At 74.2% G+C, this 26545-nt stretch carries 25 protein-coding genes; 7 read left to right on the top strand and 18 right to left on the bottom strand.

The features are described 5' to 3' along the window. Positions 1–20: 20 nt before the first annotated feature. The 6 genes from paaB to paaN form a co-directional block, all read right to left on the bottom strand. Entirely contained in the window at positions 21–323 is a 303-nt protein-coding gene (paaB, locus tag ACIGQF_RS34215; RefSeq protein WP_399718612.1) for a 1,2-phenylacetyl-CoA epoxidase subunit PaaB, read from the bottom strand. Further along, positions 320–1324, bottom strand: coding sequence for a 1,2-phenylacetyl-CoA epoxidase subunit PaaA (gene paaA / locus ACIGQF_RS34210; protein ID WP_399718609.1), 1005 nt, complete (start codon positions 1322–1324; stop codon positions 320–322). Before paaA ends, paaB begins: the two co-directional genes overlap by 4 nt. Positions 1325–1539: 215 nt before the next feature. Continuing rightward, entirely contained in the window at positions 1540–2349 is an 810-nt protein-coding gene (locus tag ACIGQF_RS34205; protein ID WP_399718766.1) for a 3-hydroxyacyl-CoA dehydrogenase family protein, read from the bottom strand. An 89-nt stretch (positions 2350–2438) separates the two neighbouring features. Next, positions 2439–3344 carry an enoyl-CoA hydratase/isomerase family protein gene (locus ACIGQF_RS34200; protein ID WP_399718606.1) on the bottom strand — a complete coding sequence of 302 codons (906 nt, stop codon included), beginning with the start codon at positions 3342–3344 and terminating at the stop codon, positions 2439–2441. Beyond that, a complete protein-coding gene (locus tag ACIGQF_RS34195; protein WP_399718603.1) occupies positions 3341–4624 on the bottom strand; it encodes a thiolase family protein in 1284 nt (427 codons plus the stop codon). Before ACIGQF_RS34195 ends, ACIGQF_RS34200 begins: the two co-directional genes overlap by 4 nt. Beyond that, complete coding sequence (gene paaN, locus ACIGQF_RS34190; protein WP_399718600.1) at positions 4581–6317, bottom strand: phenylacetic acid degradation protein PaaN; 1737 nt, start codon at positions 6315–6317, stop codon at positions 4581–4583. Before paaN ends, ACIGQF_RS34195 begins: the two co-directional genes overlap by 44 nt. Before the next feature lie 127 nt (positions 6318–6444). On the opposite strand from paaN, the gene paaI reads away from it, so the two are divergent. From paaI to ACIGQF_RS34165, 5 genes are all read left to right on the top strand, one after another. Next, the gene (paaI, locus tag ACIGQF_RS34185) at positions 6445–6822 is read left to right on the top strand and encodes a hydroxyphenylacetyl-CoA thioesterase PaaI (RefSeq protein ID WP_362208192.1); all 378 of its coding nucleotides are present in this window, start codon (positions 6445–6447) and stop codon (positions 6820–6822) included. A gap of 5 nt (positions 6823–6827) precedes the next feature. Then, on the top strand, positions 6828–8174 hold the full coding sequence (paaK, locus tag ACIGQF_RS34180) for a phenylacetate--CoA ligase PaaK (RefSeq protein ID WP_399718597.1): 1347 nt from the start codon (positions 6828–6830) through the stop codon (positions 8172–8174). Between the two features lie 37 nt (positions 8175–8211). Beyond that, complete coding sequence (locus tag ACIGQF_RS34175) at positions 8212–8829, top strand: TetR/AcrR family transcriptional regulator (RefSeq protein ID WP_399718595.1); 618 nt, start codon at positions 8212–8214, stop codon at positions 8827–8829. A 79-nt stretch (positions 8830–8908) separates the two neighbouring features. Next, positions 8909–9460 carry a thioredoxin gene (gene trxA, locus ACIGQF_RS34170; RefSeq protein WP_399718592.1) on the top strand — a complete coding sequence of 184 codons (552 nt, stop codon included), beginning with the start codon at positions 8909–8911 and terminating at the stop codon, positions 9458–9460. Then, positions 9453–10049 (top strand): histidine phosphatase family protein, encoded by a 597-nt coding sequence (locus ACIGQF_RS34165; protein WP_399718589.1) that lies wholly within the window; start codon positions 9453–9455, stop codon positions 10047–10049. Before trxA ends, ACIGQF_RS34165 begins: the two co-directional genes overlap by 8 nt. 265 nt (positions 10050–10314) lie before the next feature. On the opposite strand, the gene ACIGQF_RS34160 is transcribed toward ACIGQF_RS34165, so the two are convergent. From ACIGQF_RS34160 to ACIGQF_RS34110, 11 genes are all read right to left on the bottom strand, one after another. Further along, positions 10315–11346 (bottom strand): rod shape-determining protein, encoded by a 1032-nt coding sequence (locus ACIGQF_RS34160; protein WP_399718586.1) that lies wholly within the window; start codon positions 11344–11346, stop codon positions 10315–10317. A gap of 132 nt (positions 11347–11478) precedes the next feature. Then, positions 11479–11994 carry a hypothetical protein gene (locus tag ACIGQF_RS34155; RefSeq protein ID WP_399718763.1) on the bottom strand — a complete coding sequence of 172 codons (516 nt, stop codon included), beginning with the start codon at positions 11992–11994 and terminating at the stop codon, positions 11479–11481. Between the two features lie 169 nt (positions 11995–12163). Next, positions 12164–12997 carry an FkbM family methyltransferase gene (locus ACIGQF_RS34150; RefSeq protein ID WP_399718583.1) on the bottom strand — a complete coding sequence of 278 codons (834 nt, stop codon included), beginning with the start codon at positions 12995–12997 and terminating at the stop codon, positions 12164–12166. After that, complete coding sequence (locus tag ACIGQF_RS34145) at positions 12994–13254, bottom strand: Trm112 family protein (RefSeq protein ID WP_361557007.1); 261 nt, start codon at positions 13252–13254, stop codon at positions 12994–12996. The genes ACIGQF_RS34150 and ACIGQF_RS34145 overlap by 4 nt, the downstream gene beginning before the upstream one ends. 14 nt (positions 13255–13268) lie before the next feature. Continuing rightward, positions 13269–14306: a DMT family transporter gene (locus ACIGQF_RS34140; protein WP_399718761.1), complete on the bottom strand. Its 1038-nt coding sequence runs from the start codon at positions 14304–14306 to the stop codon at positions 13269–13271. 2 nt (positions 14307–14308) lie between these two features. Further along, a complete protein-coding gene (locus ACIGQF_RS34135; RefSeq protein ID WP_399718580.1) occupies positions 14309–15061 on the bottom strand; it encodes a class I SAM-dependent methyltransferase in 753 nt (250 codons plus the stop codon). Further along, entirely contained in the window at positions 15058–16506 is a 1449-nt protein-coding gene (locus ACIGQF_RS34130) for a condensation protein (RefSeq protein WP_399718578.1), read from the bottom strand. The genes ACIGQF_RS34135 and ACIGQF_RS34130 overlap by 4 nt, the downstream gene beginning before the upstream one ends. Further along, complete coding sequence (locus tag ACIGQF_RS34125) at positions 16503–21125, bottom strand: alpha-(1->3)-arabinofuranosyltransferase family protein (protein ID WP_399718575.1); 4623 nt, start codon at positions 21123–21125, stop codon at positions 16503–16505. The genes ACIGQF_RS34130 and ACIGQF_RS34125 overlap by 4 nt, the downstream gene beginning before the upstream one ends. Continuing rightward, a complete protein-coding gene (locus ACIGQF_RS34120) occupies positions 21122–21847 on the bottom strand; it encodes a class I SAM-dependent methyltransferase (RefSeq protein WP_399718570.1) in 726 nt (241 codons plus the stop codon). The genes ACIGQF_RS34125 and ACIGQF_RS34120 overlap by 4 nt, the downstream gene beginning before the upstream one ends. Before the next feature lie 8 nt (positions 21848–21855). Further along, positions 21856–23040: a glycosyltransferase family 4 protein gene (locus tag ACIGQF_RS34115; RefSeq protein ID WP_399718567.1), complete on the bottom strand. Its 1185-nt coding sequence runs from the start codon at positions 23038–23040 to the stop codon at positions 21856–21858. Between the two features lie 107 nt (positions 23041–23147). Continuing rightward, the gene (locus tag ACIGQF_RS34110) at positions 23148–24182 is read right to left on the bottom strand and encodes a DUF3068 domain-containing protein (protein WP_399718564.1); all 1035 of its coding nucleotides are present in this window, start codon (positions 24180–24182) and stop codon (positions 23148–23150) included. A 357-nt stretch (positions 24183–24539) separates the two neighbouring features. Here ACIGQF_RS34110 and ACIGQF_RS34105 point away from each other — a divergent pair, with 357 nt between their 5' ends. Together ACIGQF_RS34105 and ACIGQF_RS34100 are read left to right on the top strand one after the other, a co-directional pair. Then, a complete protein-coding gene (locus ACIGQF_RS34105) occupies positions 24540–24686 on the top strand; it encodes a hypothetical protein (protein WP_361556986.1) in 147 nt (48 codons plus the stop codon). Beyond that, a complete protein-coding gene (locus ACIGQF_RS34100; RefSeq protein WP_399718560.1) occupies positions 24679–25914 on the top strand; it encodes a PucR family transcriptional regulator in 1236 nt (411 codons plus the stop codon). The genes ACIGQF_RS34105 and ACIGQF_RS34100 overlap by 8 nt, the downstream gene beginning before the upstream one ends. Here the strand turns inward: ACIGQF_RS34100 and ACIGQF_RS34095 are convergent. Beyond that, the gene (locus ACIGQF_RS34095) at positions 25907–26530 is read right to left on the bottom strand and encodes a disulfide bond formation protein DsbA (protein ID WP_399718558.1); all 624 of its coding nucleotides are present in this window, start codon (positions 26528–26530) and stop codon (positions 25907–25909) included. The two genes, ACIGQF_RS34100 and ACIGQF_RS34095, sit on opposite strands and share 8 nt — an antisense overlap. Positions 26531–26545: the final 15 nt, after the last annotated feature.

Below are 26545 nucleotides of genomic sequence, written 5' to 3'. Positions count from 1 at the left end.
CCTGGTCGCGTGCCGGCGGGCTAGATGTGCGGGACGTCCGCCGGGATGTCGTAGAAGGTGGGGTGGCGGTAGACCTTGTCGCCGCTGGGTTCGAAGAACGGGTCCTTCTCGTCCGGCGTGGACGCCGCGATGTCGTCGCTGCGCACCGCCCAGATGGAGACGCCTTCGTTCCGCCGGGTGTAGAGGTCCCGGGCGTGGGTGAGCGCCATGCGGTCGTCGGCGGCGCGCAGCGAGCCGACATGCACGTGGTTCAGCCCGCGCTTGCTCCGTACGAAGATCTCGTACAGCGGCCACTGGCCCTTGGTGCCCTGGTCCCCGCTCATGCGGCGTGCTCCTTCTCGTCCTCGCGGGCCCGCTCGGCCTGCTTCGCGGCGTGTGCCGCAGCTGCTTCGCGCACCCAGGCGCCTTCCTCGTGGGCGCTGCGGCGCCGGGTCATCCGCTCGGCGTTGCACGGCCCGTCGCCCTTGATGACCCGCATCAGCTCGGCGAAGTCCGGCGTACCGAAGTCGTGGTGCCCCCGCTCCTCGTTCCACCGCAGCTCGGGGTCGGGGAGGGTGACGCCGAGCAGTTCGGCCTGCGGCACGGTCATGTCGACGAACTTCTGGCGCAGCTCGTCGTTGGAGTGCCGCTTGATGCGCCAGGCCATCGACTGCGCGGAGTTCGGCGAGTCGTCGTCCGGCGGGCCGAACATCATCAGGGACGGCCACCACCAGCGGTTCACCGCGTCCTGCACCATGTCGCGCTGCGCCTGCGTGCCGCGCATCATCGTGCGCAGCAGCTCGTACCCCTGGCGCTGGTGGAACGACTCCTCCTTGCAGACCCGCACCATGGCCCGCGCGTACGGGCCGTACGAGCTGCGGCACAGCGGGACCTGGTTGCAGATCGCGGCGCCGTCCACGAACCAGCCGATGACGCCCACGTCGGCGAAGGTCGGGGTGGGGTAGTTGAAGATCGAGGAGTACTTCTGCCGGCCTTCCAGCAGTCGCTGGGTGAGGTCGTCCCGGTCCGCGCCGAGGGTCTCGGCGGCGGAGTACAGGTACAGGCCGTGGCCCGCCTCGTCCTGGACCTTCGCGAAGAGGATCGCCTTGCGGCGCAGCGAGGGGGCGCGGGTGATCCACGCGCCTTCCGGCTGCATGCCGATGATCTCGGAGTGGGCGTGCTGGGCGATCTGCCGGATCAGCGTCTTGCGGTACCCCTCCGGCATCCAGTCCCGCGGCTCGACGCGCTGGTCCCGGGCGATGGTGCGGTCGAAGTGCGCCTGGAGGTCCTGCTCCGGGAGCGGCGCCGCGGTGTCGCCCGGCGACGAGGATGCAGAGCTTGGCATGTCCATCCTTCCCAACCGACCGTTCGTTCGGTTAACAGTCTCGTGTATCGCGCCGCCCATGGCAAGAGGCGGCCTTGAATCGTTACGGGGTGGGGCGGAGCGGGGCGGGCCGCCGGCGAGGCAGTGGTGCACGCGCTGGAGCACGCGGCGGCAGGCCGCGGGGCGTCGGGCCCCGCGGGCCGTGGCGCTCAGCGGCCTTCCGGCCCCGCCGTCGCTCACTCCCAGGTGTAGAAGCCCTGGCCGGTCTTGCGGCCCAGCTCGCCGCGGGCCACCTTCTCGCGGAGCAGCGCGGGCGGCGCGAACCGGTCGCCCAGCGTCGCGCACAGGTACTCCGCGATGGCGAGACGGACGTCCAGGCCGACCAGGTCGGTCAGCCTCAGCGGGCCCATGGGGTGCTTGTAGCCCAGGCTCATCGCGGCGTCGATGGCGGCGGGCTCGGCCACGCCCTCCTCGACCATCCGGACCGCCTCCAGGCCGAGCGCCAGCCCCAGCCGGCTGCTGGCGAAGCCGGGGGAGTCCTTGACCACGACATCGGTCTTCCCGAGCGCGTGCGTCCAGGCGAGCGCCGACTCCAGCGTGGCGTCCGCGGTGTCCGGGGCGACGACCAGCTCGATCAGCGCCGAGGCGGGCACGGGGTTGAAGAAGTGCATGCCGAGGAAGCGCGCCGGGCGCCTCAGCGCCGCGCTCAGCTCCGTGACCGACAACGAGCTGGTGTTGGTGGCCAGGACTGTGTCGTCGGACACCGCCCGCTCCGCCGCGGCCAGCACTTTCGCCTTGAGCGCCGCGTCCTCGGGCACCGCCTCCACGACCAGCTGGACCTCGCCGGGCAGCTCCTCGGGGGAGGCGACCGTGGTCACCCGGGCCAGCACCGTTTCCGCCGGCTCGGCGAGCTTCCCGCGCTCGGCGGCGCGCGCCAGCCCGGTGGCCACCCGGTCCAGCGCGGCGGCCGCGGCCTCGGCGCCGCTCTCGACGACGGTGACCCGCGAGCCGGCCACCGCGAACGACTGCGCGACCCCCGCTCCCATCCGGCCGCCGCCGATCACGCCCACCGTCCGCGGTGCCGCGTCCCTCCCGGTCTCCTGCCCGGCCTCCCCGGCCCCCTGCACCGCCGCGCTCACGTCCGCTCTCCGTCCTTCGCCGGGCCGTTCTGCGCACGGCCGCTGTTCTCCGGGCTCTTCGCGTCGAGGCCCATCTCGTCCGGGGCCTTCTCCTCGGGGCCTCTCTTCTCCGAGCCCCCCTTCTCCAAGAAGCGCGTCATCCGGTCCTTCTTGTCCTGACCCTCGAACAGCACCGCCTGTGCGAGGTCGTCGGCGACCGGATGGGCGCCGGGCGCGTCCACCACGAGCTTGGTCAGCCGCAGCGCCGTCGCCGAGGAGCGGGCCATGCGGTCCAGTACGGCGTGCGCCCGGTCCAGCAGCTCGTCGGCCGGTACGACCTCCATGACCAGGCCCGCGGCGAGCGCCGCCGCCGCGTCCAGATTCCGTCCGGCGAGCAGCACCTGCTTGGCGACCGACTCGCCCACCAGCTCCGGCAGCCGCCAGGAAGCGCCGGCCGCGGCGAGGATGCCGAGCCCGGGCTCCGGATTGCCGAACACCGCGTCCGGCCCGGCGATTCGGATGTCGCAGGCGTAGCTCAGCTCCGCGCCGCCGCCCAGCGCCCAGCCGTCCACAGCCGCCACCGTCGGCATCGGCAGCCGCCGTACCCGCTCGAACAGCCGGCTGTTGATGCCCCGCAGGGCCTCGTCCCGGCCGCGGCGCAGCAGCTCGGCGATGTCGGCGCCGCCCGCGAAGACGCCGCCGTGCCCGGTGAGCAGCAGCAGCTTCGGGTCGCGCTCCAGCAGATCGCAGACCGCGTGCAGTTCGGTGATCATGCGTCCGCTGATGGCGTTGCGCGCCTCGGGCCGGTACAGGGTCACTACGACCCGGTCCACCCGCTCCTCGACCCGCAGCGTCTCGTACGGCTCGTCCGTCACCGTGCCGCGCACGCCGGCTGCCACGCGCTCCTGCGTCGTGTCGCTCATACCCGCTCCACCAGCATCGCGACGCCCTGGCCGACGCCGACGCACAGGGTGGCCAGGCCCCTGCGGGCGTCCTCGCGCTCCAGCCGGCCGAGCAGCGTCAGCAGGATGCGGGCGCCGGAGCAGCCGAGGGGGTGGCCGAGCGCGATGGCGCCGCCGTCGGCGTTGACCCGCTCCTCGTCCAGGCCGAGCCGTCGGATCACGGCCAGGGACTGCGCGGCGAACGCCTCGTTCAGCTCGACCGCGGCCACGTCGGAGAGCTTCCAGTCGGCGCGGGCGAGCGCCTTCTCCGTGGCCGGTACGGGGCCGAGGCCCATGAGGTTCGGCTGGAGGCCCGCCGAGGCGGAGGTGACGACGCGGGCCCGGGGCGTCAGGCCGTACCGCCGTACCGCCTCGCCGCTCGCCACCAGCAGCGCCGCCGCGCCGTCGGACAGCGGCGAGGACGAACCGGCCGTCACGACGCCGTCCTTGCGGAAGATCGTGCCCAGCGTGCCGAGCTTGTCGAGGGTGGTGCCGGGACGCGGGCCCTCGTCCCGGGTCACCTCGGTGTCCGGACCGCCCCTGCCGCCCTTGACCGGCACCGGAACGATCTCGCGGTCGAAGTGGCCGGCCTCCTGCGCGGCGACCGCCCGCTGGTGGCTGCGGAGCGCGAACGCGTCGGAGTCGGCGCGCGTGATGCCGTCGAGGGCCGCGACCTCCTCGGCCGTCTCGCCCATGGACAGCGTCAGCTTGGCGGTCTCCGGCCCGGACCCGGCCACCTCGCGGTCGGCCGCCGCGAAGCGGGGGTTGGTGAACCGCCAGCCCAGCGAGGTGTCGTGCACCTCGCCCGGCTTCGCCCAGGGCGCCCCGGGCTTGGCCATGACCCAGGGGGCACGGGTCATCGACTCCACGCCGCCCGCCACCACCAGGTCCGCCTCGCCCGCCCTGATGGCCTGCGCCGCCGAGGCGACGGCGGTCAGGCCCGACGCACAGAGGCGGTTGACGGTGTACCCGGGCACGGTGTGCGGCAGGCCGGCCAGCAGTACGGCCATCCGCGCCACGTCGCGGTTGTCCTCGCCGGCCTGGTTGGCCGCGCCGAGTATGACCTCGTCGACCGCCTCGGCCGGGGCTCCGGCCCGGCGCACCGCCTCGCCGACCACGAGAGCGGCCAGGTCGTCGGGGCGTACGGAGGCCAGCGCGCCGCCGTACCGGCCCTGCGGCGTACGGGCGCCGTCGACCAGAAAGACCTCGTCGGCCACGTCAGTTCCCCTCGCTGGCAGTGGCCTCGGTGGCCTTGGTGGCATCCGGGGTGACGTGGCGGCGGGACTGGAGCACGTCGAACCGGCCGGTGATGAAGGCGGAGTCGGTGAGCGTGGCGGAGGCGGCCGGGTTCGCCGCGCTGCCGTGGAAGTCGCTGAACGCGGCGGTCTGGTTGGGGAAGACCGCACCCGTGAGGTTCTCCGAGAGGTGGACGCCGGCCTCGAGGGCGGCGGCGCGGGTGGCCTCCAGGACGTCCTCGCCGGTGGCGTGCACGGTGGCGGTGAGCGCGCCGTGTGCGCGGACCGTCTCGGTGAACAGCCGCAGGCTGTGCTCGGTGGAGTCGGTGGCGATCACGAACGAGACCGGCCCGAACCACTCGCGGGTGTACGTCCCGGCGTCCTTGGCCGCGTCCAGCAGGGCGACGTGCGGGGTGCTCAGCGTGGCGCCGTCGTACTCCGGGTGCGGGACGGTCTGCGAGGGGTGCGCGGCCCGGCCCAGGCCGGCCGCCTCGGCGAGCCGGGCCCGTACGCCGTCGTTGACGAGCGCGCCGAGGGTGCCGGCAGCGCGCTGCGGGTCGCCGAGCAGCTTGTCCAGCGCGCCCGCCAGGTCCTCGGCGAACTCGGCGGCGGTGCGGGTGCCCTGGTCGGTCCGGATGCCGTCCCGCGGCACGAGGAGGTTCTGCGGGGTGGTGCACATCTGGCCGCTGTAGAGGGACAGCGAGAAGGCGAGGTTGCGCAGCAGGCCCTTGTAGTCGTCGGTGGAGTCCAGCACGACGGTGTTCAGACCGGCCTTCTCCGTGTACACGACGGCCTGGCGGGCGTGCTCCTCAAGCCAGTTGCCGAACTCCTTGGAGCCGGTGAAGTCGACCACCCGGACGTCCGGGTGGAGCGCCAGCTCGGCGGCGGTGCGCTGGTCGGCGGTCTCGGCGGCGAGCAGCAGCACGTCCGGGTCGAAGCCGGCCTCGGCGAGCACCTCGCGGGCGATCCGGACGGTGATCGCCAGCGGCAGCACCGCGCCCGCATGCGGCTTGACGATCACCGGATTGCCCGTGACGAGGCCGGCGAAGAGGCCCGGGTAGCCGTTCCACGTGGGGAAGGTGTTGCACGCGATCAAGAGGTTCACCCCGCGGCCCACGGGGGTGAAGGTCTTCTCCATGACCAGCGGCTCGCCCTTGCGCTGCGGCTTGGTCCAGCGGGTCACCGCCGGGAGCTTCTTCTGCTCGGCCCAGGCGTACGCCACCGCCTCCAGGCCGCGGTCCTGGGCGTGCGGCCCGCCCGCCTGGAACGCCATCACGAAGGGCTGGCCCGTCGTGTGGTGCACCGCGTGCGCGATCTCGAAGCTCGCGGCGTTCAGCCGGGAGAGGATCTCCGCGGCGACGCCCGCGCGGACATCGGGGCCGGCCGCGCGCCAGGCCGGGGCCGCCGCCTTCGCCGCGGCCACCGCCTCCCCGGGCGTCAGCCGCGGATACTCGACGTCCAGCGGCAGGCCGTACGGAGAGCGCTCGGCGACGGCGACCGTGCCGCTCTGCGGGTGCCCCGGGAGCTTGAAGGCGGTGCTCAGGTGGGCGCGGAACGCGGCCTCGCCGGTGTCCGCCGCCTCCGCGCCGTACACCTTGGGGCTCGGGGACTCCGGATGCGGTGACCAGTGGTCACGGTCACCGGCCGCGGCGACGGCCCGCTCCAGCAGGTCCTTGTGGCGGGCGAAGAAGTCGGATCGATCAGTGACGCTCTCGGACAAGGCAGTCCACCTCTTGACAGGCGTTTCAGATGCTGATTGTTTAACCGCGTCGTTACGCTAACCGAATGGTCGGTCGGGCAGCAAGGGTGGTTGATGTCCTGTGGAAAACTCCGGTCCGGCCCAGCGGATGTTCGCCGCTGACCAGGCATCTCAGCGGCTCGGCATCGAGCTGCTGGAGGCCGGCGAGGGATCGTCGCTGCTCCGCATGGCCGTCGGCGAAACCATGGTCAACGGGCACGGCATCGCCCACGGCGGCTACCTCTTCCTGCTCGCCGACACCGCCTTTGCCTGCGCCTGCAACAGTCACGGCCCGGTGACCGTGGCCGCCGGAGCCGATGTGACCTTCGTGGCGCCGGCGAAGCAGGGGGACGTCCTGCTGGCCCGGGCCGAGGAGCGCGCGCGGTACGGCCGGAGCGGCATATACGACGTGACCGTCCGGCGGGGTACGGAAGTCATTGCGGAGTTCCGGGGGCGAAGCCGCGCGATCCGAGGTGTGGAGGAATGAGCAGCATGGGCAGCAACCTGAAAGCCGCGGCGGGCGCACGGAAGACCGGTACCCCGCTCCCCGCCGAACTGCTGGACGCGGGCGAGCGGATGAGCCTCGACGAGCTGCGGGCGCAGCAGCTCGCGAACCTCCAGGCCACGTTGCGCCACGCCTACGAGAACGTGGAGCTGTACCGCAGGAAGTTCGACGCGGCCGGCGTCCGCCCCGAGGACTGCCGCAGCCTCGCCGACCTCGCGCGCTTCCCCTTCACCACCAAGGCCGACCTGCGCGACACCTACCCCTTCGGGATGTTCGCCGTTCCGATGGCGGACGTCCGCCGTGTGCACGCCTCCAGCGGGACGACCGGCCGCCCCACCGTCGTCGGCTATACCGAGGCCGACCTGGACATGTGGGCGGACGTGTTCGCGCGCTCCATCCGCGCGGCCGGTGGCCGGCCCGGCCACAAGGTGCACAACTCCTACGGGTACGGGCTGTTCACCGGGGGCCTCGGCGCGCACTACGGCGCCGAGCGCGCGGGCTGCACGGTGATCCCCGCCTCCGGCGGCATGACCGCCCGCCAGGTGCAGATCATCCAGGACTTCCGGCCCGAGATCATCCTCGTCACGCCCTCGTACATGCTCACCCTCCTCGACGAGTTCGAGCGCCAGGGCATCGATCCGCGCACGTCCTCACTGCAGATCGGCATATTCGGCGCCGAACCGTGGACCGAGGAGATGCGCCGCGAGATCGAGGAGCGGATGGACATCCACGCGGTGGACATCTACGGCCTCTCCGAGGTGATCGGTCCGGGCGTGGCCCAGGAGTGCGTGGACACCAAGGACGGGCTGCACATCTGGGAGGACCACTTCTTCCCCGAGGTCGTCGACCCGGTCACCGACGCGGTGCTGCCGGAGGGCGAGGAGGGTGAGCTGACGTTCACCTCGCTGACCAAGGAGGCGATGCCGGTGATCCGGTACCGCACCCGCGACCTCACCCGCCTGCTGCCCGGTACGGCACGGCCGAACTTCCGCCGGATGGCGAAGGTCACCGGGCGCTGCGACGACATGATCATCCTGCGCGGGGTGAACCTCTTCCCGTCGCAGATCGAGGAGATCGTGCTGCGCACCCCCGGGGTCGCCCCGCACTTCCAGCTGGAGCTCTCCCGGCGCGGCCGGATGGACCACCTGACCGTACGGGTCGAGGCGCGCCCCGACGCCGCCACGGAGGCCCGCGCCGATGCCGCGGAGACGATCGCCAAGGGCGTCAAGGACGGCGTGGGCGTGACGGTGGGCGTGGACGTGGTCGACCCGGAGACGCTGCAGCGGTCGGTCGGCAAGATCAAGCGCATCGTCGACCTCCGCGACAAGGGCTGAGACCCTGCCCCCGCGCCCGGCGTGTCACAGTGAGGGAATGATCAGACGACCCGACCGGAACCCGGGGGCACGGCAGGGCCGGACCACCTACGACCGCGCCTCCCTCGTGGAGGTCGCGGTCGCGGTGTTCAACGAGCGCGGCTACGACGGCACCGGCATGGAGGAGCTGGCACGCCGGCTGGGCATCAGCAAGTCCTCGATCTACCACCACGTGTCCGGCAAGGAAGAGCTGCTGGACCTGGCCGTGAGCCGTGCGCTGGACGCGCTCTTCGCCGTGCTCGACGAGCCCTGCGGCGCGCACGCGGACGCCACGGCCCGGCTGGAGCGCACCGTACGGCGCAGCGTCGAGACCCTGGCCGCCGAGCTGCCCTACGTGACGCTGCTGCTGCGCGTGCACGGGAACAGCGAGGCCGAGCAGCGGGCCCTGGAGCGGCGGCGTGAGTTCGACCACCGGGTCGCGGAGCTGGTGCGGCAGGCGGCGGCCGAGGGCGGGGTGCGCGACGACATCGAGCCGGGGCTGACCAGCCGCCTGATCTTCGGCACGGTCAACTCCTTGATCGAGTGGTATCGCCCGGACGGTGGATTGTCCGTCGCGGTGCTCGCCGACGCCCTGACCAGCATGGTCTTCGACGGGTTGCGGGTGCATCGCCCCTAGCCGGCGGGTCCGGGCGACGGGCCGGGGAGGCCGGTCGCGGGCCCGCGACACGCCCGGGCGCCGACCGCGTCAGGATTCGGTGGATTGCGGATGTCTAGGACGGCGCAACGTGGGCAGGGGAGCCGGGCGGCCGCGTGGCGCGGGCCGCGGAGCGGGGCATCTGGGACACCCTGGAGGAATACGCCGCTCCGCGTCTCCTGTTGACGCGGCTGAATACCGACGACCGGACCGGAAGCAGGGAAAGTACATGAGCACGGTAGAGCTCACCAAGGACAACTTCGACGAGATCGTCTCCGGGAACGACTTCGTCCTCATCGACTTCTGGGCCGAGTGGTGCGGTCCGTGCAAGCAGTTCTCGCCGGTCTTCCAGAAGTCCTCCGAGAAGCACGAGGACCTCGTCTTCGCCAAGGTCGACACCGAGGCGCAGCCCGAGCTGGCCGCGGCCTTCCAGATCCAGTCGATCCCCACGGTGATGATCGTCCGGGAGAACATCGCGGTCTTCTCGCAGCCCGGCGCGCTCCCCGAGGAGGCCCTGGAGGACGTCATCGGCCAGGCCCGCAACCTGAACATGGACGAGGTCCGTGCCTCCGTCGAGGAGGCTCAGAAGGAGCAGCAGGCCGGCGGTGAGTGAGCTGCTGCTGATCCGGCACGGCGAGACGGAGTGGAGCCGTTCGGGACAGCACACCAGCTGGACCGACCTCCCCCTCACCGCACGCGGTGAGGAGCAGGCCCGGGAACTGGGCCCGCTGCTCGCCGGCCGGACAGTGGCGCTGACGGTGGTCAGCCCCATGGGGCGGGCCCGCAGGACCGCCGAGCTGGCCGGTCTCACCCGTACCGAGGTCGATCCCGACCTGGGCGAGTGGGACTACGGCGGCTACGAAGGCGTGCGCACGGCGGACATCCACCGCACCCGCCCCGAGTGGTTCCTCTTCACCGACGGCGTTCCGCCGGGCCCCGAAGGGCATCCGGGGGAGTCGCCCGAGGAGGTGGGGGCGCGTGCCGACCGGGTACTGGACCGGCTGGCGCCCCGGCTGCAGGCGGACGACGGTGACGTGGCCCTGGTCGGGCACGCGCATTTCCTGCGGGTGCTCACGGCCCGGCGGCTGGGACTGCCCCCGTCCGCCGGCGCGCTGTTCACCTTCGAGACCGGCGCGGTCGGCGTGCTCGGCACGGAACACGACCGCCCGGCGGTGGTGGCCTGGAACACCCGGACGCCGTAGGCGCGGCCGGGCGCCCGCCGCACGTACGAGTGCGTGCGGCGTCTTCGTGCGTGTCCGTACGCGTGGCACGTAGCGGCAGCGCGGCGTGCCCCCGACACGTACGGGGCGGCACGCCGTACACGCGGCGGCCCGAGCGCGGCACACGAATGCCGGCGCGGCCCCTCAAGGGGCGTGGCCTCGCTCCACGGGGCGCGGCCCTCTCAGACGTACGGAGCCCGCGAGCCGGTCGGCTCGCGGGCTCCGCCGCATTTACGGGGACGGCGTCTCAGGGGACCAGTGGGGCCATCTCCAGGGGAGAGACCTGACCCTCGATCATCGCGGCCAGTCCCTGTACGGCGCAGGTGTCCGGGCGTTCGGCGACCTGTACGGGCATCAGCGTGCCCTGCCGGATCATCGGCTCCAGGCCCGGGACCAGCGCGCTGCCGCCGGCCAGCATGATGCCGCGCTCGGCGAGGTCGGCGACCAGATCGGGCGGGCAGCGCCGCAGTACGTCGCTGATGGCGTCGAGGATGCCCGTGAGCCGGGCGGAGATGGCGCGGCGCACGCGGTCGGGCTCCACCTCGACGCGGCGGGCCTCACCGCTGACCACGTCCCGGCCGTGCACCTCGGTGGAGCCCGGTTCGGGGATGCCGTCACGGGCCAGCATCAGATGCAGCGGCCGGACGTTCTGGCTGGCCACCATCAGCTCGTGATGCAGGCGCAGATGCTGGACGACGGCGTGGTCGATGGCGTCGCCGCCGACCGGAACCGTCTCGGCGGCCACGATGGAGCCCAGGGACAGGACCGCGACCTGAGTCGTCCCGGCCCCGCAGACCACGATCATCGTGGCCTCGGGCTGCTCGACCGGCAGGCCGCAGCCCACGGCCGCCGCCACCATCGTGTCGACCAGTTCGACCCGCCGGGCGCCGAGCCCGGTGAGCGTCTCCACGGCGGCCCGCTGGGTCAGCGGCTCGCTCCCGGAGGGCAGGCAGACCGCTGCCCGCATGGTGGGTTTGCGCCGCCACGCGCGGCGCAGTTTGTCGCCCACGAGCTGCCGCAGTAGCCGTTGGGCCATCTCGATGTCCACGATCGTGCCGTGGGAGACCGGCCGGACCACCCGGATGTGGTCCGGGGTGCGGCCTGCCATGTACTCGGCGCGGGCGCCGACGGCTATGAGCGCGCCGGTACGGATGTTGACGGCTGTGACGGTCGGTTCGTCGACGATCAGGCCGTGGTTCTTCACGTACACCCGGGTGCGCGCCGCGCCGAGGTCGACGGCGACCGAGCAACGACGCAGTTGCGCAACGCTGGTGGTCATGGGGTTCCTCCGCGGGTGGGCCGGTTGGGGCAGGAGCGGCAGCACACCTCTCGACCGTCATCCTTCTGCCGTACGCGCCCGGCTGCCCGCTGAACGGGGCCGTGCGAGGGACCCCGGCGCCCTCCCGCCGGCCTACTCGACGAGGCGTTGCAGCAGGCCCCAGGTGAACTCCGCGATCCGCTGCTCCGGGCGCCCGGCAGGCCCCGGAGCTGCGAATCCGAGCCGCCAGCGGGTGGGCGCCGAACCCTCCATCGGACGGGCCGGTGGGAACGCGCGTGCGACCTCATCGACGGTGCAGCACCACGGTTCCAAGTCCTCGGCCGTTCGGAGTACGGGGCCCGGCGCACCCGGGGCGCGCACCAGCCACTCGTTCCACACGGCACCCCCGGGCGCGGTCAGCACCTCAAAGCGCAGATCGGGCCAGAGCGGCACCGGCCAGGTCAGCGCCCGGCAGGTCAGGTCGCCGATCCGGCGGGCGGTGTCGGTCTCCGGGGGCCCGAGGACCGAGCGGTACCGCTGGAGCGCGCCGCGGGACCGGGAGGAGCGGCTCATCGCCTGCCAGCGCCGGTTGGTCTCGCGCATCTCCGGGCGGGTCGTGCCCAGGGTGTGCAGCGCGTCCTCCACCAGCCCCGGCTGGTGGTCGGCCATCCGGCGCAGCAGGACGAGCTGGAAGCCGAGCCGGCCCGGCACTCCGAGCGGCCTCTGAGCGCCTCCCTCGGGCTCGTGCAGCCGGCTCCGCGGGGTGCGTGGCCTCCCGCGCCCGCCGGGCCCGGGAACGTCCGTGCCGGGCCCGTCGGCGGGTTCTCCGGGGCCGGGCTCATGGGTAGGGCTCATGGCGCACATCGTCGCGCAGTACGGGGCGGGTCGCGGCCGGGTTCGTGCGGTACGCCGGGTCTCCGGGGCCGTGGCCGCGCGGCAGGAAGAGCACGGAGTTGACGTAGCGGCGGTGCGGCACGAGCGTGCGGCGCACCAGCCCGTGCTCCGCCACGTAGGACGTGCGGGCCTGATGCCCCGGGAGGTCGAAGGCGGCCAGCGGCAGCCAGCGGTCACCGGGCAGCACCCAGCCCCGGTAGTCGCGCGCCGCGAACCACTCCAGGACCGGCCCGAGCGGCTGGATGCGCGTCTCCAGCTCCACGAAGAGCGCCGGCTGCTCCCGTTCGACGGTGCGCTCGGCGCCGCGCAGCACGGCCGGTTCGCCGCCGTCCACATCGATCTTGATGAGCGTGACGTCGGACAGTTCCAGCTCGTCCAGGGTCAGGCAGCGGACCTCCAGATGGCCGCGGTGCAGCCGGCGGCGCACCAGGGAGGCCACGCCGCGGTCCCCGCGTCCCCCCGGGGGCAGCCACAGCGTCGCGGTCCCCGAGCGGTCACCTGCCGCGGCCGCCACCACTTCGACGTTGTCGGGCGTCACGGCCCTCAGCAGCCGCGCGAGGTGCGGCACCGGCTCCAGGGTGACGACCCGGTCCGCGCGGCGCGCCAGATGCCGCGCCCAGGGCCCGTACCAGCCGCCCACGTCCACCGCGGTGCCGCCGGGCCGGCAGAAGTCGCCGAGCCGGCGCAACTCGGGCTCGAAGCGCGGGTAGAGCAGCGTCGTGGCGGCGGAGAGCAGCCGTGGCGGCAGGTGCGGGGCGAACCGGGCGGCAAGTGTCACGGCCGGCCCTCGCCCTCGGGAAGGCCCGCCGCACCGGGCACGCCGCCGGCCGTCTCCATACGGGCCAGCAGCCGCTCGTGCTCTTCGGCGGAGACCTGCTCCCCCGAAGAGGGCAGTAACTGCGGGACGCCGTCCACGATGGGATAGCGGCGGCGCAGCCGGGGGTTGTAGAGCGCGTCGTCCGCGGCGATGAGGACCAGCGGCCCCTTGTCGAGCGGGCAGGCGAGGATCCGCAGCAGCGGGTCGTCCGGCTTCATGTGTCAGCTCCCTGTTACGCGTCCGGTGGCGGGAAGGTGCCGGCCGTCGTGCGCCGGCGGGTGACGGAGACGGTACGCCCGGACACCACGACCGGCGCCCGTGCGGACGGTTCGGGCGCGGGCGCGGGCGGTGGCGGGCGCCGGTCCATGGCGAGCAGCGCGGCCAGCGCCAGGGCCGTACCGCCCAGCCGCAGGGCCAGCCGTACCGGATCGTCGGGCAGCGGCTCCCCGAAGGCGACCGTGCCGCAGACGACGGCGACGACACCGCTCACGGCCGAGCACACGGGGACGAGCAGCGACGCCCGGCAGCGCTGCAGCGCCGCCTGCGACAGCACCAGTCCGGCCGTTCCCGTGCACACCAGCAGGTACGGGTACGGCGTGGCCCCCAGGGCGGCGAGGGCGGCGGGCGCCGTACGGACGTCCGGCGGCCAGGCCACCCCGGGCCCGGCTCCGTCCGCTGCCTCCGGCAGCCCCGCCAGCCCTTTGATGGCCAGCGAACTCACCCCGTAGAGCAGCCCGATGGCCACCCCGTAGGGCACGCCCGCACCTGCCGCACGGTGGCGCCGCCGGGCGCGGCGCCCGGCGGCCGCGTACAGCCACAGCCCGGCGGCGAGCGCGGGCAGCGCGCACCACAGCAGCGTGCCGGCCGGCGCCGTACGGCCCAACTCCGCCGCGCCCGCGCCGTGCAGCGAGCCGGCCACCATCACCAGCGCGGCCCCCACCGCCACCGTCGCCAGCCGCTCACGGCCGGTCGTCCGCTCCCCGAGCACCACCGAGGCCAGCAGCAGGACCAGCACCAGACCGGCCGCGAACAGGCCCTGGGCGGCCGCCACGGGCAGCGTGCGGTAGACCACCAGCTGCGCCGCGAAGCCGGCCGCCAGCGCCAGCGAGCCGGCCAGCCACAGCGGGCTGCCCAGCAGCCGCCGCACGACGTGGAACGGCCGCCGGACGCTCAACGGGGGCAGCCGGCTCAGCGCCCGCTTCTCCAGCACGAAGCCGCAGCTGTACAGGACGTTGGCCAGCAGCGCCGCCGCGACGCCCCACCCCGGCACGGTCACCGCGCCGCCCGACGGGCATGCACCAGGAGGATCGACGCCATCGACGGGATACGGCAGGCCAGCCGGTCCAGAGGGCGCAGCGGGCGCGGCACATCGTGGTATGGCGCGCCCGCCATCCGTACGACCTCGAACCCCGCAGCGGTCAGGAAGCCGCGCAGCGCACGGGCGGTGTAGAGCCGTAGATGGCCGACGACCTGGCTGCCCGGACGGCCGTGTATGCCGCGCAGGCTCACCTCCGAGAACACCGGCTGCACGCCCGCCAGCAGCAGGCCGCGGTTGTACCAGGCGGCGAGGTTGGGCGTGGAGAGCAGCAGGTGGCCACCGGGGCGCAGTACGCGCCGCAGCTCGTCCAGTGCCGCGTCGGGGTCCACCAGATGCTCGACGACCTCACTGAAGAGCACCGCGTCGGCCGCCCCGTCCCCGAACGGCAGCCCGGGACCGGACAGTTCGCCGCGCACCACGAACGGTATCCGGCCCGTCGCGCGGCGCAGCGCGTCCTGGGACCAGTCGACGCCGACGAGGCGGTGGCCGGAGAGGTACGGCAGTGCCGTGGCCGCCGCGGTGCCGTCCCCGCAGCCGACGTCCAGGACGGTGGCCGGGGCCCGCCCGCCGCCGGCCGGGCCGAGTGCACGCGCCAGCATCAGCGCCTGCCGCCGCCCCCGTTCGGCCCCTGAGGAGACGGGCACCAACGGGTTCTCGTAGAAGTCGCGCAGGCCCCCGGGGCCGTGCCGCGCGCCGGTCGTGGTCATGTGCCGCTCCAGGAGGTCGCCGCGAGAGCTTCTTCGAACAGGGCGCACAGCGCCGCCGCCGCAGTGTCGTCCAGCAGCGCCCGGGACCAGCGCAGCGTCAGCTGGATCCGGCCGCCGGTGGCGAGTACCCCGAAGGACAGCCCGCGCGGCATACGGGCCGGTGCGGAGAACCACACTCCGGTGGCCCGGCCGCCCGCGGCGCCGAAGTCCAGGGGGTAGGGCAGCCGGCCGATGTTGGACAGCAGAGCGGTGGACGTCCAGGGTGCGGCGGCGGCACGCGCCCCACGGGTCACTGCGGCCCGTATGCCGACCGGCAGCACGGGCGCGGTCAGGAGGGCGCCGGACAGACCCAGTTGGGGCCCGCGGGACGCCTTCAGGGCGCGGGTGCGGGCCGCGGTGCCGCGCAGCAGCCGGGCCACCGTGGCCGGTTCCGGTGGCCAGGAGACGGCGGACGGCGGTGCGCCCCGCGGGACCGCCCCGAAGTCCACGGAGACCAGCCGTGTCCCGTTGCCGAGCGGCATCTCCGTGCCGCGTGGCCGGTCGTCGACGGGCACGGTGAGGACCACGGGGGCGGGGCGGGCCTCGTGCAGGCGGTTCCAGCGCGTCACCGCCAGGCAAGCGGCCACGAGGAGCTGGTCGTTGACGGTGTACGGAGCCTGCGCTCCGGGGGCGCGGGGCGGGCGGCCCGGTACGGGCAGCTCGGTGAGGATCATGCCGTTGCCGTTGCCGTTGCCGTTGCCGCTGCCGTGGGCGGCACGGCCGCGGTCGGCGGCCACGCGGGCCGGGCGGCGCGGGCCGGGACGCCCCACCGTTACGGCGTCGCCGCGGGAGGGCAATACACGGCTCTCCGGGCCGCGTACGGGCGGTGGTGCGAGGGAGTGCGCGGGGGAGTTGTCCGCGCCGCCGTACAGCTCCGCAGTGGTCGCCAGCAGGCGCAGACAGGACGGGGCGTCCAGCGCGGTGTGGTGGGCGGTGAGGAGCAGTACGGTGCCCGCTGCGGTGCCGGGGCCGGTGTCCGGGGAGGTGCCCGGCCCGGCCGTCCCTTGTGCGATCACCTCCAGCCGTACGGGCGGGGCGGCGTCCAGGGAGGGGCACTCGGTGAGCGCCCGCTCCCGGGCACGGCGCAGCGCTTCGGGGCCCGGCTCGGGGAAGGAGACGGGTTCCCTGTCGGGTGCGCCGGCCGGCCGCCACGTGTACCGCCGGTGCCACCAGCGCACGGGGGCCTGCCGCAGCAGCGCCTTCGGGTGCCGCGCCAGCGCCCGGCCGAACGCGTCCCGAAGGCGGGCACCGTCCACGTGCCCCGGCAGATGCGCCTCCACGTGCACGGTCTCCGGCTCCGCCTCCTGTGCGCAGTGCCGGGCGATCTCGTCCACGAGCGGGAAGGGCACCGGCCGGAGAGCGCGTGGGGCGAGCCCCGGAGTGCGGGCCGGATGGAGGGCGGTCATGCGGTGGGCCCCTTTCCGTCGGTGGGGCTCTCTCCCTCGGCGGGGTGCTCCCCTTCGGTGGGTTCCTTTCCTCCGCCTCCGGTGGACTCGTCTTCTTCGGGCCGTGCGCCGGCGCGCTTCCTCCGGCGGGGGAGCGGGGGCCGACGGCGGGCCTCGGTGGCGGGCTTCCCGGCAGGCTCCCCGGCTGCGGGGCCGGCGTCTTCGGGCTCCCCGGTGGCGGGTGGCTGCTCGGTGGCGGCCTCCCGGGCGGTTTCAACGGTTTCACCGGCCGTGGGCTCCCCGGCCACGGGCTTTCCGGTGGCGGGCTCCTGGGGTGTCACGGGCGGCAGGACGGCCGTGTCGTCCTCGGAGCCGGGCGGCGCTGTCGTGCTGGACGGTGTCGGTTTCTCGTCCCCCTCCGCGGCCGGGAGCGGCTTCGTGGTGCCTTCCTCGGCCGTGCCCTCCTCGGGCGGCTTGGGCTTGCGGCGGTGGGGGCGGAGCGCCGCGGGCCACAGGCGGCCCGGTGGCACCGTGACCACTGCCGCGGTCAGTGCGAGCAGTGCGAGGCCCTGGGCCGGGGCGCTGAACGGGCCGCGGCCGAGCGAGGCCGGGAGGCCGGCGCCGAAGGAGGCGGCGACGCCGGCCGCCGCCATCGCGAGGAAGGCCAGCGGCGCGAGCAGTGCCGGGCGGGCCCGGGCGAGCAGCGCGAGCACCGGCACGGCCACCGCGAACGGCCCGGCGACGAGCCCCAGTACGGCGGCGAGCACGATCGTGCCGAGCACCCAGGAGGGCGCGGGCGGCGCCACCGGTACGGGCGCTTCCCCCGCTTCCCGGCGCCGCCCTATCAGGGCGCACGCCGCCACCAGCAGGACGCCGACGACCCCGGTGATCAGCGCCAGCCGGTACTGCGCTGCCGGTGCGTAGTACAGACGCACCGTTCCGCCCCCGCCGGCCGGGACCAGGAACGCCTGCTGCCAGCCGTCCACCCGTACCGGGGTGAGCTCACGGCCGTTCAGGGTCGCGTGCCAGCCGGCGTTGGCGTTCTCGTACGTCTGGAGGTACACCGCGCGCCCCGGGCCGATGTACGCGTCGCGGCTGTCGCCCGACCAGCCGGCCCCGGCGATGACCCGGCGCGGCGCGACGGCGGTCTTGGCTGCGGTGCCGCGGCGGAGGGTGACGTCGGTCAGCGCGAGGGGCCCGCGGTCGCCCGCCTCCACGCGGTGGCGTCCGGCGGGCAGGGCGATCCGGCCGCCCGGCGCGCGGCACAGGTCGACCTTGAGGGGGCGGCGCTGCACCAGATCACGGACCGGTCCCGCCGCCTTCGTGGCGTACCGGACGCCGTCCACGGTGAGTTCGGGCCCCTTGCCGCAGGGCAGTGAGAAGCGCGCGCTCTTCTTGGGCGGCGGGGTGCGGTACTTCTTGAGCGCCGGTATGTAGACCTCACTGAGGCCGACAGGGAGCTGGAGCGGCTGTCCCGCCACGGGGTTGTGGATGGTCAGCGGCTTGACCCGGGAGACGGTGATGTCGAGGCGGTCGGTGGTGATCGGGTCGAAGCGGGCCATGCCGTTCTCGTCGACGCCGGCGGTCGCCGCTCCGTAGGGCGAGTTGATCAGGATCTGCTCGGGGCGCGTGGAGATGCCGCCCGCGGCGGGCAGCACGATCGTGTCGATCTTCTTCTTGCCCGGCCAGCGCAGATGCACCGTGGGCTTGTCCCCGGCGACCCACGCTGTGGTCAGATCGCCGTCCACGAGGTTGCGCGGGCTGAGGGACTGCCCGGTGCGGCTCGTGGAGTCGGCCGTGGCGGTGATCCGGTCACGCTGGTCGGGCGCCGCCTTCGTGAGCAGCTCGTCCAGGGCGCGCCCCGGCACGGCCAGCGCCTCGGCGGAGACCCGGTACACCGCGTCGGCGCCTGTGAGGAACTGGCGGTGCAGGCCGGTCTCCGCGGACACCGGGGAGAGGCCGCCGGGGTCGCTGCCGCGGTGCAGCGCGTACGTGGTGGCGGGTGCCTCCGTGTACTCGGAGTCCTTGGGCACCTGGAGGAGCCGGGTGACCCGCACGCCGGGGATGGTGATCTCCGAGATGCCGGCCCCGGAGACGCCGGCGCGCGGCAGCTGGGAGCCCAGGATGGTGACCTTCAGCCACTTCGCCCGCCCCGGCGGTGCCTTGACCGGCTGGCGCCTGCCGTCGGTGCGCAGCTGGCTGACCGCGCTGCCGCGGTCGGTGGACACGCGGACGGCCGTCGGAGCGGCGCGCAGCCCGTCGCCGGGCAGCGGGGTCAGCGCGAGCGTCGCGGGGACGTCCACGGGCCGGTCGAAGGCGACCTTCAGCCACTGGCCGACCGGGTCGCCGGCGCTGCCTTCCGCCCAGGCGGTAACCGGGTCGCCGTCGAAGGCGTGCACCGGGTCGTACTGCGGCAGGTGGAAGAGCCAGCTGCCGCTGGAGGACGCGGTGACGGAACGGGCGCCGCGCAGCACGGCGGTCGTCTGGTGCTCGATGCCACGGACGGGCAGGATCTGGCGCGGCGGGCGGCCGGGGTCCTGCACGCTGTCCGGGCCGTTCCGCTCGTCCGCGGTGTACGTGTACGACGTGTTGGTGTTGACCAGCCCGAAGCGGGTGTCGGTGCGGCGCAGGCCGTCGCCGGTGAGCTGGAGGGCCGGTGCCTGGACACCCGGGAGCGCGTCGCCGGTGAGGACCGTGGGGCGGTCGCGCAGCGCGGGGTCGGCGGCGAACTGCAGCAGCGCTTCGGGGCCGCCGCTGAGCCGCGCCGTGTCGGCGGCGGCCCGGGCGGTGACCCTGCCGGGGCGCGGCGTGTCCACCGGTTCGTAGATCTCCACCGCGCGCTGCCTCGGGTACAGCCCCTGCACCTGTACCGGGGTGTCGGCGGCGATCCGGCCGGCGGTGGTCAGCGGCCCGAAGGAGGCCACCTTGCGGTAGCCGGACGCCACGAGGGTGCGCCGCACGGTCTGCGGGGGAACGTAGCCGATCTGATCGGGGTCCAGGTCGTTGCGTACCACTACGTTGTACAGCCCGGCCCGGTTCAGGAAGCCGCGCAGCCCCGGCACTTCGGAGCCGCTCATCAGGGCCTGCTCCACGGCGTCCATCGTGCGCCGCGAGCCCTTCGTCCCGAAGGGGACGAAGTCGCGCTGCGCCCACGGGGACTCGGCCAGCACGTCGAGCGGCTGGTCGATGGGGGAGCCCCAGGTGTACAGGCCGTGCGCGGTGGCCGGCACGACCAGCGCGCGGTCGTCGGGGCTGTGGTTCGCGAGCCAGTCGGCGGTCCGCTGCCAGTGGACGGGCAGCTTCTTGAAGGCGCCGGGCTGCAGGACCGTGCCGTTGAAGTACGGCAGGGCGAGGGCCGGCAGCAGGAGGAGCGCGACCACCAGGGGCACGTACCGGCCGCCGGGCACCGGGCGGCCGGCGCGCGGCCGGGAGGCCAGGCCCGTGAGGTGCGCCAGCCCGAAGGCCAGCGCGAGGGCGAGGCCGGGAGCGAACTTGTAGATGTTGCGGAACGGCTGCAGCGGGCCGTCCAGCCAGTCCCGCACCGTCTCGTGCAGCGGGCCGCCGAGGACGCCGCCGTACCCGGCCAGCGCGATCGCGGCGACGACCAGCACGGTCAGCAGCAGCCAGCGCCGCTCGGGCAGGTCCCGGCGGGCCAGCCCGGCCAGGCCCAGCGCGGCGGTGAGCGCGGTGCCGATCACGGTGAAGACGCCCGCCACCAGCGTCCATCCGGCCGGCAGCCAGGGCTCTCCGAAGTTCAGGTACGCGACCCAGTTGCCGGCGCCCCGCAGCAGTTCGGTGGCCGACATGGTGCTCGTGGTGGCGTCGGCCTGCTCCACGTACGGCATGAAGTTCTCGCCGTGCACGCCCAGGAGGAGCAGCGGGAGCGACCACCATGCGGTGACCAGCAGGACGCCCGGCAGCCACCAGCCCAGTAACCTCCACCGCCGCGAGCCGGTACGGGTGAGCACGTACAGCAGGGCGGGCAGCAGCGCCGCAATCGTGCAGGCCGCGTTGACGCCGCCCATGAAGGGGATCAGCACCGCCGAACGGCACGCCGCCAGCCGCGCGTTGCGCCGCGGGTCGGCCAGCGGCAGCAGTACCCAGGGCAGGACGGCGCCGGGCAGCGCGGCGGCCGAGGTGGAGCCGATGACGATGGTGAAGGCGGGCCACAGCGCATACGTGGCGGCTCCCAGCAACCGGGAGGCGGGGGTGCCGACCTGCAGGCGCTCGGCCAGCCGCAGCGCGCCCCAGAAGGCGGCGGTCACCACGAGGGACAGCCAGAGGCGTTCGGCGATCCAGACCGGCAGATGCGCCAGGTCGGCCAGCGCGTAGTACGGGAGCATCGGGAACGCGTAACCGATGTACTGGTCGGCGAGGCCCCCGAAGCCGGCCCGGTCGTGCCAGAGAGATCCGAGGTCGCCGAGGAACTTCCACGGGGCCAGCGCCACGCCCAGCTTCGTCTCGAACGTCATCCTGCCCGGGGACGGCGCCAGGAAGGCGACGAAGGACACCGCCCAGAAGGCGAGCAGCCAGCTCCGCCTCCGTGGCCGCCCCGGTGGTGGCCCCCCGGGTGCGGACAGCGGGGTGCTCCCGGGGACGGGCGAGCCCGGAGAGCGCGAGGTGGCGAGCGTCTGGGTCATGGCAACCGCCGGAGTATGAGAAGGAGGTTCCAGGTGGCGACCTCGCGCACGCCGGGCAGGCGGGCGACGGCGCCGGCCAGGAACGGCGCGTAGCGGGACCGGGCGGCGAGCACCTCGACGTCCCCGCGGGCGCGTACCTGGCGCAGCGTGGGCCCGACGTGGAGCGCGAAGAGGTTCTCGCCGAGGGTGTGCTTGGGGCTGCGTCCGGTGCGTCGCCGGTAGCGGTCGCGGGCCCGGCGCGCCCCCAGGTAGTGCCAGGGCGCCGTCTCGTGGCCGCCCCAGGGGGACAGCCAGTTGGTGAAGGCGACGTAGATCAGGCCCCCGGGGCGGGTGACGCGCACCATCTCGCTGAGGAAGGTGTGCGGGTCGGCGACGTGTTCCAGGACGTTGGAGGAGAAGCAGACGTCGGCAGCGCCGTCCGCCAGCGGCAGCAGGTAACCGTCGGCGAGCACCGCGCCCTCGGGGGGAGTGCCGCGCGCGTACAGCTCGGCCGGGTCCGGTTCGAGGAGCACCGCGAGCGCGCCGCGGCGGCGGAACTCCGCGGTGAAGTGCCCGGCCCCGCCGCCCACATCGGCCACCACGGCCCCGGACAGCGGACCGTAGCGCTCCAGTTGGTCGGCGGCGTCCCGGGCGAGCAGCCCGTAACAGCCCTCGGGGTCGGTCTGCTCGTGCAGGAACGCGCGGAAGAGCGCGACGGACCTGCGCAGGGAGGGATCACGCACCGCGTGCGTCACCTCCCCCGCGCCGTGCGGGCGGCCTCGGCGGCCACCGCGCGGAAGCCGCGGACCGTGGCGCTCCAGCGGAAGCGGGCGGCGCGCAGCTCGGCGGCGCGGCCCATCGCGTGGCGCCGCTGCCGACTGAGGGCGAGCGCGCACCAGTGGGCGGCGAAGGCGCTCTCCCCTCGTGCGAGCAGGCCCGTCACTCCGTCGTGCACGGAGTCCCGCAGGCCCGGTATGTCGAAGCCGACGGCCGGGGTGCGCCGGGCGGCGGCCTCCATGACCACCAGGCCCCAGCCCTCGATCAGGGAGGGGTGCAGCAGCAGCCAGGAGCGGCACAGCAGTTCGTGCTTCTCGCGCTCGCTCACATGGCCCGTGAAGCGGACGCCGGGGCCCGCCAGGTCCTCCAGGCGGCGGCGCTCCGGCCCGTCCCCGACGATGACCAGGCGGCCGCCGGTGACCGGCCGTACGCGCTCCCACAGGCGCAGGAGCAGGCCGATCCGCTTGTACTCGACGAGTCTGCCCATGGCCAGGAACAGCGGTTCGGGGGACTTCGGGAGCAGCGGGCCCGGCTCCTCGACGCCGTTGTGGACCAGCCGGATGCGGTCCCCCGGTACGCCGAGGTCCCGCAGTGCCGCCGCGGTGGAGTCGGAGACCGCGACCATCAGGTTGCCGCGATGAGTGTGGGCCAGCGCCCAGCGCTCCAGGCTGCGGCCCAGGCGCGCGGCGGGGGCCGGGTAGCGCAGCCCCCACAGGTCGGTGTGGACGTGGTTGACCAGACAGAGCGTCGGGCCGCTGTGCCAGAGGGGCGCCAGGTAGGGCATGCCGTTGCACACCTCCACCAGCAGGTCGCAGTCGCCGACCTGGCGGGCGAACTGCCGGCGGACGCGCAGGAAGTGGCCGGCGTCGCCGCCCGCGGAGACCACCCGGTAGTCGCGGTGTGCGGCGGGCCCGCCGCACAACAGCGTGACCTGGTGGTCCAGGGCGGTGAGCCCTTCGGCGAGCCGGTCGACGAGCAGTTCGGAACCGCCCGCCGCGGGGTTCCCGAGGTCCCGGCGGGCGAGGAAGACGATGCGGCGCGGAACGGGCGGCGCGGTGGTACGGGACGGTCTGCGGGCGTGCGGACGCACTGGCTCGCGCCAGGGGCGTACGGGCTCCGGGGCAGGGGCGTGCGGCAGCGGTGGCACGTGCTGGGGCATCTGCGCTCCAACTCGTCTCAGGGTGCGGTACCTAGGGTGGGGGACGTACTGCGTACTGAGCCGTGCGGAACGAGCCGACCGGAAAGCGCCGGTGGCCCGTGGGGTCGTCAGTGTTCGCCGCGCGCCCCGCCCTGGCCACTCACCGGAGTGACAAATTCCGGCCCCGCTGCGTCCGGTTGTTCGTCACCGCGCGCAGCATCGGGGCGCGGCCGCCGCCCGACCGCCACCAGGACGGCGCCCGCCAGGGCCAGTACGCCGCCCGCCCCGGCCGTCCACGGCGGGACCGTCTCACCCACCAGCCGCAGCTTCGTGGCGTCCGCGTCCGCCAGCGCCACCTGGGCGCGGCGGGTGGCGGGTGTGAAGCGCAGCCGGCGTCCGTCCAGCAGGGTGACCACGTCCCGCTGCCCACCGGGCGCCCGCAGCGTCCTGCGCGGCGAGATCACCGCGTCGATGATCCGGCCGGTGCGCCGGTCCACGACCAGCTCGATCCCGGCGTTGGCGTACCACTCCTCGGCCTGGATCTGCGGCTGCTTCGGCCGGCCCACGAGCTTGCCCGGCACCTGCCTGCTGCCGGTCCTGGCCGGCGCCACGGACCCGGTGAACACATAGCCCTCGTAGCCCGCGACGCGCCGCTTCCCGGCGTACTCCAGCGGGACCGCCGCCTGCAGCGTGTCGTCCCACCAGCGGTAGGTCCGCCGCTGCACATCGAAGGGGAACTTCAGATACGCCTCGCCCTCGTAGTGCGCGGGGGACTCGCCACAGCAGTGCACCGGCTCGTTCGTCCGCCGGTCGGAGACCCAGCGCGCCGTGCTCCACAGCAGCGCCTTACGAGGGTCCTTCAGCCGCAGCGTCCGAGGGGTGTCGACGGTGGTGGACACGTCCCACACGGCCCGGCCGCTGCGCTCACTGGCCGCCACGTCGCCGAGCACGTGACGGGTGACGGTGATCCGGCCCTTTCTGGTCTCCAGGTCCGCCGTCTCGAAGTAGCGCCCGGTGCCGGTGAAGACCGTGGTGACGTCGACGTCCACGGGGGTGCGTGCGGCGCGCGGCGCCACGTACCAGGCGAGCATCGCCGCCAGTACCAGCAGGAACACGCCGCTGCCCAGCAGGGCCAGGGACAGGGGTGAGGCAGTCTTCCGCATACGGGCACTCCTGTGGTGAGGCAGGGGGCGGGGGGCAGTGCACGGGGAACGACTTCGGTGGCCAGGGACCGGGCGGGCCGGCCGGGCTGCGGCGCTGTACGAGGACGGGCGCACGGGCCCGGGCGGGACACGGTAGCGGCGGTCCCGCGGGGGCGCGTGGCGGTATGTGAAGGCGGGCCGAAGGGAAGCCGGAAGCGGGCCGAAAGCGCCCCGGGGGCGGTTCCCGGCCATCGGCCCGGGAACCGTAGGGGAGTACTTGACAGCCCGTCAACTCCCTTTCAGACTCGGCACATCGCCCCAGCCGTCAGTCCGTGCCGGGCGCCGCGCCCGCCGCCACGACGAAGGGTCCGCCGCGCCATGCCGAGACTGCTCGCCGCCACCCTGACCTGTATCGCCGCCGCCGCGCTCGCCGTCGGCGCGGGCCTGGGCGCCGTCGCCGCGCTGAACGCCACCCCGGAGCAGCCGAACGTCCCGCTGGTCACCTTCGACCGGACCGGTGAGTAAGCGGGCGGCGACCGCCGTGGGCCCGGCCTGGCGGGACGTGCCGCGCCTCCAGGTGCACCGCTTCGCCACCCTGGCCATGGACCGGGTCCCCGCCCTCGCCGAGGAGATCCTGCGCGAGATCCGGCGCGAGTTCCCGCAACTGCCGGTCGTCCTGGACGAGCTGGGCGAGCCCAAGGCGCTGGTCGGCATCCGCCGGGCGCTGGAGCACTTCGTCACGCACGTCACCACGGGCGGTGAGCGGCCCCAGGTGCCCCCGCAGGACTTCCAGGACTTCGGCCGGGGCGAGGGGCTGCACGGCCGCAGCCTGGACGCTCTGCAGGCCATCTACCGGCTCGGCGTACGGCTGGCCTGGCGGCGGCTCGCGGAGATCGGCCAGCAGGCGGAGATCCCGGCCCCCGCGATGTACGAACTGGCCGAATCCGGCTTCGCGTACCTGGACGGGCTGGTCGCCCAGTCCGTACGCGGCCACGCCGAGGCCGCCGCCCGGCAGGCCGGCGAGCGGCTCCGGCTGCAGCGGCAGCTGCTGGCGGAGATCCTGGACGGCGGCCCGGCCGTCGCGGAGCGTGCCGCCCGGATCGGCTGGCCGCTGCCCGAACGTGTCGCGGTCGCCGTGCTCACCCGGCCCGCCCGGGAGGCCGTGGCGCCGGCCGTCGGGCCCGGCGTCCTGCTGGACATGGAGCGGGAGCGGCCGTGCGTGATCCTGCCCGAACCGGACGCTGCGGGCCGCCACGAACTGCTTGCGCGGGCCACGTACGGCTGGTCGGGCGCCGTCGGGCCGCCCGTACCGCTCGCCGCTGCCGCCGCTTCACTGCGCTGGGCGGAGGCCGCGCTCGCCCTCGTGGAGCGCGGCCTGCTGCCCCCGGGGGAGCTGCTGCGCTGCACCGAGCACACCGAAGCGCTCGTCCTGCTGCCCCCCGAAGAGCTGATCGCCGACCTCACCCGGCGCAGCCTCGCGCCCCTGGAGAGCTGCGGCCCCGGCCACGCCCGGCGACTCGCCGACACCCTGCTCGCCTGGCTGGAGACGCGCGGCGGCGCCCCCGAGGTGGCCGCCCGGCTGGGGGTGCACCCGCAGACCGTCCGCTACCGGCTGCGCCAGCTCCGCGACCTGTGGGGCGCGGACCTGGACGACCCGGACCGCCGCTTCGCGCTGGAATTGGTGCTGCGCGCGCAGCGCTTACGGGAGGGTGCGGCGGGCGGGACGGCCACCGAGGGGCGCCGGGTCAGCTGAAGTCGAGATCGCCGGTGCGGGTCCGCTTGAGCTCGAAGAACTTGTCGTAACCGGCGAGCAGCCGGGCGCCGTCGAAGACGCGTACCGCCTCCTCGCCGCGCGGGATCGCGGACAGCACGGGCCCGAAGAAGGCCACCCCGTCGATGTGGATCGTGGGCGTGCCGACCTCGGAGCCGACCGGATCCATGCCCTCGTGGTGGCTCTTGCGCAGCGCCTTGTCGTAGGCGGTGCTGTGCGCCGCCTCGGCCAGTTCGGCCGGGAGGCCGGTCTCGGCCAGCGCCTCCGCGATCACCGCGTCCATCTCCTCGCCGCGGCCCTCGTTGTGAATACGGGTGCCGAGCGCGGTGTACAGGTCGCGCAGCACCTCCTCGCCGCGCTGCTGGGCGGCGGCGATGCAGACGCGGACCGGGCCCCAGCCCCGCTCCAGCAGCTCCTTGTACTGGTCCGGGAGGTCCTCGCGGTCCTCGTTGAGGACGGAGAGACTCATGACCCGGAAGCGCAGGTCGAGGTCGCGGTGGCGCTCCACCTCCAGGATCCAGCGGGAGGAGATCCAGGCGAAGGGGCAGAGCGGATCGAAGTAGAAGTCGACGGCGGGCCGGCTGTTCTCGATGGTCATGGCCTCAGATTAGAG

The sequence above is a fragment of the Streptomyces sp. NPDC053560 genome (genome assembly GCF_044544605.1).
GTDB lineage: Bacteria > Actinomycetota > Actinomycetes > Streptomycetales > Streptomycetaceae > Streptomyces.
This window is presented reverse-complemented; position numbering and strand designations above follow the sequence as displayed.

Bases quoted from the DNA above. Each gene is read 5' to 3' on its own strand.
- ACIGQF_RS34110 (WP_399718564.1), bottom strand. From the start codon at position 24,182: ATGCGGAAGACTGCCTCACCCCTGTCCCTGGCCCTGCTGGGCAGCGGC.
- ACIGQF_RS34095 (WP_399718558.1), bottom strand. From the start codon at position 26,530: ATGACCATCGAGAACAGCCGGCCCGCCGTCGACTTCTACTTCGATCCG.
- ACIGQF_RS34105 (WP_361556986.1), top strand. From the start codon at position 24,540: ATGCCGAGACTGCTCGCCGCCACCCTGACCTGTATCGCCGCCGCCGCG.
- ACIGQF_RS34195 (WP_399718603.1), bottom strand. From the start codon at position 4,624: ATGCCACCAAGGCCACCGAGGCCACTGCCAGCGAGGGGAACTGACGTG.
- ACIGQF_RS34200 (WP_399718606.1), bottom strand. From the start codon at position 3,344: ATGAGCGACACGACGCAGGAGCGCGTGGCAGCCGGCGTGCGCGGCACG.
- ACIGQF_RS34160 (WP_399718586.1), bottom strand. From the start codon at position 11,346: ATGACCACCAGCGTTGCGCAACTGCGTCGTTGCTCGGTCGCCGTCGAC.
- paaB (WP_399718612.1), bottom strand. From the start codon at position 323: ATGAGCGGGGACCAGGGCACCAAGGGCCAGTGGCCGCTGTACGAGATC.
- ACIGQF_RS34205 (WP_399718766.1), bottom strand. From the start codon at position 2,349: ATGGGAGCGGGGGTCGCGCAGTCGTTCGCGGTGGCCGGCTCGCGGGTC.
- ACIGQF_RS34125 (WP_399718575.1), bottom strand. From the start codon at position 21,125: ATGACCCAGACGCTCGCCACCTCGCGCTCTCCGGGCTCGCCCGTCCCC.
- paaK (WP_399718597.1), top strand. From the start codon at position 6,828: ATGGGCAGCAACCTGAAAGCCGCGGCGGGCGCACGGAAGACCGGTACC.
- paaI (WP_362208192.1), top strand. From the start codon at position 6,445: ATGTTCGCCGCTGACCAGGCATCTCAGCGGCTCGGCATCGAGCTGCTG.
- ACIGQF_RS34175 (WP_399718595.1), top strand. From the start codon at position 8,212: ATGATCAGACGACCCGACCGGAACCCGGGGGCACGGCAGGGCCGGACC.
- ACIGQF_RS34145 (WP_361557007.1), bottom strand. From the start codon at position 13,254: ATGAAGCCGGACGACCCGCTGCTGCGGATCCTCGCCTGCCCGCTCGAC.
- ACIGQF_RS34115 (WP_399718567.1), bottom strand. From the start codon at position 23,040: ATGCCCCAGCACGTGCCACCGCTGCCGCACGCCCCTGCCCCGGAGCCC.
- ACIGQF_RS34155 (WP_399718763.1), bottom strand. From the start codon at position 11,994: ATGGCCGACCACCAGCCGGGGCTGGTGGAGGACGCGCTGCACACCCTG.
- ACIGQF_RS34135 (WP_399718580.1), bottom strand. From the start codon at position 15,061: ATGACCACGACCGGCGCGCGGCACGGCCCCGGGGGCCTGCGCGACTTC.
- paaA (WP_399718609.1), bottom strand. From the start codon at position 1,324: ATGCCAAGCTCTGCATCCTCGTCGCCGGGCGACACCGCGGCGCCGCTC.
- ACIGQF_RS34130 (WP_399718578.1), bottom strand. From the start codon at position 16,506: ATGACCGCCCTCCATCCGGCCCGCACTCCGGGGCTCGCCCCACGCGCT.